The organism is Gordonia amicalis NBRC 100051 = JCM 11271 (assembly GCF_000332995.1).
Taxonomy (GTDB): Bacteria; Actinomycetota; Actinomycetes; order Mycobacteriales; family Mycobacteriaceae; genus Gordonia; species Gordonia amicalis.
Window position 1 is genome coordinate 202,505 of sequence record NZ_BANS01000014.1, and the last position, 7,111, is coordinate 209,615.

At 69.0% G+C, this 7,111-nt stretch carries 7 protein-coding genes; 5 read left to right on the forward strand and 2 right to left on the reverse strand.

The features are described from left to right. The first annotated feature begins 93 nt into the window (after nucleotides 1-93). From GOAMI_RS07470 to otsB, 4 genes are all read left to right on the forward strand, one after another. On the forward strand, nucleotides 94-1,575 hold the full coding sequence (locus GOAMI_RS07470) for a threonine/serine exporter family protein (RefSeq protein WP_006435845.1): 1,482 nt from the start codon (nucleotides 94-96) through the stop codon (nucleotides 1,573-1,575). A 113-nt stretch (nucleotides 1,576-1,688) separates the two neighbouring features. Further along, the gene (locus GOAMI_RS23185) at nucleotides 1,689-1,850 is read left to right on the forward strand and encodes a hypothetical protein (RefSeq protein ID WP_005200235.1); all 162 of its coding nucleotides are present in this window, start codon (nucleotides 1,689-1,691) and stop codon (nucleotides 1,848-1,850) included. Nucleotides 1,851-1,854: 4 nt separating this feature from the next. Continuing rightward, on the forward strand, nucleotides 1,855-3,444 hold the full coding sequence (locus GOAMI_RS07475; RefSeq protein WP_006435847.1) for an alpha,alpha-trehalose-phosphate synthase (UDP-forming): 1,590 nt from the start codon (nucleotides 1,855-1,857) through the stop codon (nucleotides 3,442-3,444). Continuing rightward, complete coding sequence (gene otsB, locus GOAMI_RS07480) at nucleotides 3,441-4,226, forward strand: trehalose-phosphatase (RefSeq protein ID WP_006435848.1); 786 nt, start codon at nucleotides 3,441-3,443, stop codon at nucleotides 4,224-4,226. Before GOAMI_RS07475 ends, otsB begins: the two co-directional genes overlap by 4 nt. Before the next feature lie 6 nt (nucleotides 4,227-4,232). On the opposite strand, the gene GOAMI_RS07485 is transcribed toward otsB, so the two are convergent. After that, nucleotides 4,233-5,042 (reverse strand): transglutaminase-like domain-containing protein, encoded by an 810-nt coding sequence (locus GOAMI_RS07485; protein WP_040004645.1) that lies wholly within the window; start codon nucleotides 5,040-5,042, stop codon nucleotides 4,233-4,235. 70 nt (nucleotides 5,043-5,112) lie between these two features. After that, complete coding sequence (locus GOAMI_RS07490) at nucleotides 5,113-6,240, reverse strand: ROK family transcriptional regulator (RefSeq protein ID WP_006435850.1); 1,128 nt, start codon at nucleotides 6,238-6,240, stop codon at nucleotides 5,113-5,115. Between the two features lie 75 nt (nucleotides 6,241-6,315). Here GOAMI_RS07490 and GOAMI_RS07495 point away from each other — a divergent pair, with 75 nt between their 5' ends. Continuing rightward, nucleotides 6,316-7,092 (forward strand): SDR family NAD(P)-dependent oxidoreductase, encoded by a 777-nt coding sequence (locus tag GOAMI_RS07495; RefSeq protein ID WP_006435851.1) that lies wholly within the window; start codon nucleotides 6,316-6,318, stop codon nucleotides 7,090-7,092. The last annotated feature ends 19 nt before the right edge of the window (nucleotides 7,093-7,111 follow it).

A 7,111-nucleotide genomic window follows, 5' to 3' on the forward strand; every position in this document is an offset into this window, starting at 1 on the left:
AGATCGATTCGGTGTCAAGATCGAAGCGGCAGTCGGCGACGATCGACGACTCCCCACCGACCGCGAACGTTCGACCGATCCAAGGAGACATGCGTGCGCGAACAGCTCGGCCGCGCGCTTCGTCGACTCACCGGTACCCGGCAGGCGACGATCGACACGATCGAACCCGGCAGCATCATGGTGTCGCCGCGCAAACCTATCGAACCGTTCGACGTCGCGGCGATCACCGAGGTGCTCGACCTCGCCACCAAGATCGGCGCCGTCCTGCTCGACTCGGGCACCGGCGCGATCGACACCCAGACCCAGATCAAGTTCGTCGCAGGCGTTTACGGCCTCGATGACGTCGACGTCGACGTCACCTACAACACGATCGTCGTCAGCGCCCGGCGAGGCGCCACCCTCCCGCCGATCACCACGATGGAGCAGGTCTACTACCGCTCGATGGACTTCACCCGGCTCGCCCAGGTGGACCGGCTCGTCCGGCGCATCCGCGACTCCGGCATCACCCCGTCGACCGCGCACCGGATGGTCGACGAGATCATCACCGCTCCACATCCGTACCCGCACTGGGTCGCGACGGTCGCGTGGGGCGCGATGGCTTCGGGGATCTCCGTCCTGCTCGGCGGCCAGTATCTGGTCGCCGCCCTGGCGTTCCTCACCACGGTCGCGATAGTGGTGGTCAACCGGAACCTCAACCGGATCGGTACGCCCGTCTTCTTTCAGCAGCTCGTCGGCGGATTCATCGCCGTGGTCCCGGCGGCCCTCGTCTTCGGCGCGGCCGACCGGCTCGGTGTGGAGATAGCACCGTCACAGGTCATCGCCGCTGGCATCGTCGTCCTGCTCTCGGGACTGTCGCTCGTCGGTTCGGTGCAGGACGCCATCACCGGCGCCCCGATCACCGGCGTCGCCCGGTTCTTCGAACTCCTCCTCATGACCGGCGGCATCATCGCCGGTGTCGGTGTGGCCATCCGGCTGCTCGAGGCGGGCGGCATCTTCCTGCCGACGATCACCACGACCACGAGCTTCGAAGCGGTGGAACTGCCGATCCGGGTGGCTGCGGGCGCCTTCGCGGCCTGCGCCTACGCACTGGCCAGCTATGCCGAGACACGCGCGCTCGGGGTCGCCTTCCTCGGCGGCCTCATCGGTACCGCGGTCGCGGCGTCGGCGACCTTCACCTCGATCGGCGAGGTGATCGCCAACGGTCTCGCCGCTGCATTCGTCGGACTCGTCGGCGGCCTGATGGCCCGCCGCGCACTGACGCCGCCGCTGGTCGTCGCGGTCGCCGGCATCACCCCGCTCCTGCCGGGTCTGGCGGTCTACCGCGGCCTGTACGGCATCCTCGGCGAACAGACGCTCAGCGGTTTCACCTGGATCGCGAGCGCCCTCGCCATCGGATGCGCCCTCGCCGCGGGCGTCACCCTCGGTGAGTTCGTCGCCCGGTCGCTGCGCCGGCCACAGCTGCCCCCGCGGCCCGACTGGAGCCTGCGGCGTCGCCTCCTCGCCCAGCGCGAGGCCCGCGAGGGCCGGGCGATCCGCCAGAACCGACGGTGGCCCCCACCACCGCGGCGGTTCTGAGCACCCTCATCCCCCGGGTAGAATGGCGAATCGGGCGCGCCGCCCATCGGCCGCTCCAGCCCGTACGGCCCCAGGCCACACCGCGACACCGCACGCACTACGAGGGGACTCACATGCCCGCGAAGACCACCGACATCGCCGACGAAGAACTGGAACCGGTAGCCGACGAGACCGCCAATTCGGCGCGTCGCGTCGTGGCCGCCTACGCCACCGACGCCGACGAATGCCGGATGCTGCTCGCCATGCTGGGGATCGCGCCGGGCGAGAACGCCTGATCAGGTGACGCCGCGACCGGCTGGAACCGGGCACGACGCCGCCCGAGACCGCGAGTACGGGGAGGGGCCCAACCGGGTTGCTCCGCACGACGGCGCAGAGTTCGTCGTCGTCGCCAACCGTCTGCCCGTCGACAAGGAGGTCCTGCCCGACGGCACGGTCAACTGGAAGCGGAGTCCCGGCGGCCTGGTGACCGCTCTCGAACCGATTCTGCGAGCCAACACCGGTGCGTGGGTCGGATGGTCGGGTATCCCCGATTCCGACGACAATCCCCCGGACATCGAGGGCATCGACATCCACGCGGTGCCGCTGTCCACCCGGGAGATCGCCGAGTACTACGAGGGCTTCTCCAACGGCGCACTGTGGCCGCTCTACCACGACGTCATCGTCAAACCCGAGTACCACCGCGAGTGGTGGAACACCTATGTCGAGGTCAACCGGCGGTTCGCCGAGGCCGCGTCGAAGGCGGCCGGCGAGGGTGCGGTCGTGTGGGTGCAGGACTATCAGCTGCAGCTCGTCCCGAAGATGCTGCGCATGCTGCGGCCCGACGTGAAGATCGGCTTCTTCCTACACATCCCGTTCCCGCCGGTGGAACTGTTCATGCAGATGCCGTGGCGCACCGAGATCGTCGAGGGCCTCCTGGGCGCCGACCTGATCGGTTTCCACCTGCCCGGTGGAGCTCAGAACTTCCTCTTCCTCGCGCGCCGGCTGGCCGGCCAGGCCACCAGCAAGGGCACCGTCGGTGTCCGGTCGCGCTTCGGCGTCGTCCAGGCCGGCTTCCGCACCGTGCGCGTGGGTGCGTTCCCGATCTCGATCGACTCCGGCGAACTCGCCGCACTGGCGAAGACCAAGAAGATCCGTGATCGGGCCGCCGAGATCCGCAAGGAACTGGGCAACCCCAGAACGATCATGCTCGGCGTCGACCGACTCGACTACACCAAGGGCATCGACGTCCGCCTCAAGGCGATCTCGGAGTTGCTGGACGAGGAACGGCTCGACCCGTCCGAAACGGTGATGATCCAGCTCGCCACCCCCAGTCGGGAACGCGTCGAGAGCTACAAGCGGATGCGCGCGGGAATCGAGCAACTGGTCGGCAACATCAACGGCAACCACAGCAGCACGGTGAGCCGGCCGGTCGTCCAGTATCTCCACCGACCGGTGCCGCGCGATGAGCTCATCGCCTTCTTCGTGGCCGCCGATGTAATGCTGGTGACACCCCTGCGCGACGGCATGAACCTCGTGGCCAAGGAGTACGTGGCCTGCCGCAGTGACCTCGGCGGCGCCCTGGTGCTCAGCGAGTTCACCGGTGCCGCAGCCGAATTGCGGTCGGCGTACCAGGCCAACCCGTATGACCTCGACGGAGTGAAGGACGCCATCGAGGCAGCGGTGAACCAGAGCGAACACGAGGGACGACGCCGCATGCGGGCGCTGCGCCGACAGGTACTCGCCCACGACGTCGACAAATGGGCCCGCAGCTTCCTGGGTACTCTCGGCGAGAACTCGGAGACCGAACTGGAACCGAACCGCGGTGTACACCTGGTGGACTCGGACGCCGAGGCCGCCGAGGCGTCGGACGGGGTCGTCGACAACGTATGAGCGACACCGGGATTCCCGCGGCGCTACGCGAGGCCCTCGAGGAGGCGGCGCGCGCACGGCGGCTGCTCGTCGCTTCCGACTACGACGGATGCGTGGCGCCGATCGTGTCGCGTCCGGAGGACGCGGTACCCGATCCCGCGTCGGTCATCGCCCTGGAGGCGGCCGCTGCGCTCGCCGACACCGAGGTCGCGGTCATCTCCGGTCGTGAGCTCGCCGTCCTCGCAGCGCTGTCCGGCCTGTCGGCACCGGTGACGCTGGTCGGGAGTCACGGCAGCGAGTTCGACACCGGTTTCGCGGTCGAGGTGACCGACGAGGCACGCGCACTGCTCGTCCGGCTCATCGACGAATTGCGCGGCATCGCAGCACGATTCCCCGGCTCGACGGTCGAGACCAAACCCGCGAGCACCGTGCTGCACGTCCGCAACGCGGACCCGGATGACGCCGTGACTGCACTCGAATGCGCACGATCCGGCCCCGGCGCCTGGGACGGCGTACATCCCACCGAGGGCAAGAGCGTGCTCGAACTCGCGGTCATCGAAACCAGCAAGGGACATGCACTCGACACCCTGCGGGAGCGTCTCGACTGCGACGTCGTCATCTACCTGGGCGACGACGTGACCGATGAGAAGGCGTTCGCGCACCTGCGTCCCGACGCCGGTGACATCGGTGTCAAGGTCGGCGACGGGGATACGGCCGCCGGATTCCGGATCGGGGACACCGACGACGTCGCCGCCGTTCTCGATCACGTGGCCACCGCGCGGCGAGGCGTTCTCGGCGCCTGATCCGGTTCAGCCGATGGTGATGCGGGCCGTCGCGTCGTCGTAGGGCAGGTCACCGCGGACCGTTGCGGTCACCGCATAGGAGTTGAGGGTGATCGTGCCGCGGTGGTTGTCGAGGAAGGCGGTGTCCGCGGCGTCGCGTCCGGTGGCGATGCGGACGAACGACTGCCGGGGGGCCAGCCGCGTGGCGTCGACGACCACCCATCGACCGTCGATGATCGCCTCCGCGACAGCGTGGAAATCCATCGGGGAGCATCCCGGGGCGTACACGGCGACGAGCCGGGCCGGGATGTTCAGCGCTCTGAGGAGTGCGACGACGAGGTGTGCGTAGTCCCGGCACACCCCGGCCCCGGCGAGCAGGGTGTCGACGGCACCGTCGATGGGGTCGCTCGTCCCGGGAATGTAGCTGAGCCGTTTCTGGACGAAGGTCACCACCTGATCCAGGAGTTCCCCCTCGGGCAGCGACAGGTCGAACTGCCCGGCGACGAACCCGAAGAACTTGTCGCACTCCGCATACCGACTGGGCCGCAGGTACCGCGACCGGTCGGTGCTCTCCACCGGGAGCGGGTCCGCGGGAGTGAGGATCTCGGCGGTGTAGTCGATCGTCAGCAGTCCGCGGTCGAGCTGCATCCGGTGGATCCGCGACCCGTGGTCGGCGACGAGCTCCTCCGCGGCGACGGCCTCGCCGTCCAGCTCGATCTTGAGTTCCTCCTGCAACTGCAGGCCGGGCAGCTTCGCGACCGTGATCTGCATCTCGAGTTCGGTCGGGTCGTCGATGCGCACCTCGAGCCGGGCGGACACATCGCGGGGCAGGGTCATGTCCCCCACCGTAGGTGATCACCCCCGGCTCGGCACACGTGGCGGTCGGTGTCCGCGAACCGACGGCGGTTCAGAGTGTGGCGACGGCGGCGATCGGATCGGCGTAGATGACACTCAGCGCCACCACGACCGCGGCGCTCTCCTGAACGTGCACACCGAATCTCGACGGCGCGATCTCCAGCGACCACTCGATGGTCGATGCCTCGTCGAAGGCCGCCTGTACCGGCGCGAGGCCCCGCGGGTGCGCCGAGAACGCGTCACCGGCGACGACGATCGTGTCCGGGTTGATCACGTCACGGATCAACGCGACCGCCTCCCCGAGGACCCGCGCGCGTTCGTCGACGATGCGGGACGAATCCGGATCGATGCCGAGGCGCTGCGCGGCGGCCAGCGCCGCGTCGTCACCGATGACGTTCTGCAGCCGGACGCGGGTGAGTCCGGGAGCCAGCACCGGCGCGGACACGGGTAGGTGCGCAATGGTCCCGGCGCCTCGTTCAGGGATGTGTACGCGGCCTTCGAGAGTCATTGCCATACCTGCGGTCTCGCGGGCGTAGAAGAACAGGCCGGTCCCGGACCCGTCCCGCGGTCCGGCCAGCAACAGTTCCGCGGCGGCCATCGCCTCCACGTGTTCACACACCGACACCGGGGTGTCGAGGCGGGCCGCAAGGGTTGCGCCCACCGGGAGCTGATGCCACCGGAGAACACGGTGATCCACCACACCCGTCTCGACGTCGACCGCGCCGCCGACGGCCACCCCGCCCCACAGCAGACGTCGTCCGCTGAACCGGCCGGCGAGCTCGGCGAGCTGCGCGCACAGTTGCCCGATCGCCTCCTGCTGGTCACCGGACGGGGTGAGTACGACATGACTGTGCAGCGTGCGCCCACCGAGATCGGCGATGACCAGCACGGTGCGCCGGGCACCGATGTGCATCCCCGCGACGCACAGCGAGTCCCGGTCGATGGTGAGCGGATTCTTCGGGCGGCCAATGGTTTTCGGACCCGCAAGATCGGGTCGCTCGGCGATCAGGCCGTGTGCCGCCAGCGCATGGACCTGGCGGTTGATCGTCGCCGCGGACAGGCCCGTCGTCGCGGCGAGCTGATCCCGGGTCACCGGCCCGCTGACCCGGATCGCATGCAAGACCGCGGCCGCCGGAGTGGACGTCAGTTGCAGCGCCGCCGGGATCACTCCCCCACGCATGGGACGAATGTAGCAGTGCGCGAGCGCACACCGACGCGTCGGCGGGGATGTCGCAGTGCGTCGTAAGGTGGGCGCATGAGCCCTGACACCAGCACCGACGCCACCGCACAGACCTCTGATGAGCGACCGATCGCCGTCGTCACCGGCGCGAGTTCGGGGATCGGCGCCGCCACCGCTCGTCAACTCGCGAAGCAGGGCTACCACGTGGTGCTCGGCGCGCGGCGCGTCGACCGCGTCGAGGCACTCGCCGCCGAGATCGGCGGCACCGGCAAGCAGCTCGACGTCACCGACGAGGATTCGGTGGCGGCCTTCGTCGAGGACCTCGACCGCGTGCACGTACTCGTGAACAACGCCGGTGGCGCCAAGGGCCTCGACCCGGTTTCCACCGCGAACCTCGACGACTGGCGCTGGATGTGGGAGACCAACGTCCTGGGCAGCCTGCGGATCACCAAGGCCCTCATCCCCGCGCTCATCGCGTCCGGGGACGGACTGATCGTCGCCATCACCTCCGTCGCCGCGCTGGAGGCCTACGACAACGGTGCCGGCTACACCTCGGCCAAACACGCTCAGGCGATCACCCACCGCACCCTGCGCGGCGAACTCCTCGGCAAGCCGGTGCGTCTCACCGAGATCGCCCCGGGCATGGTCGAGACCGACTTCTCGCTCGTGCGATTCGCCGGCGATCAGCAACGCGCCGACGCCGTCTACGAGGGCCTCACCCCGCTGACCGCCGAGGACGTCGCCGAGGTCATCGGCTTCGTGGCTTCCCGCCCGCCGCACGTGAACCTCGACCAGATCGTGCTCAAGCCGCGTGACCAGGCGTCGGCGCGGCGCAACATCAAGACGGGCTAGCGTTCGCTCCGGGGGCTAG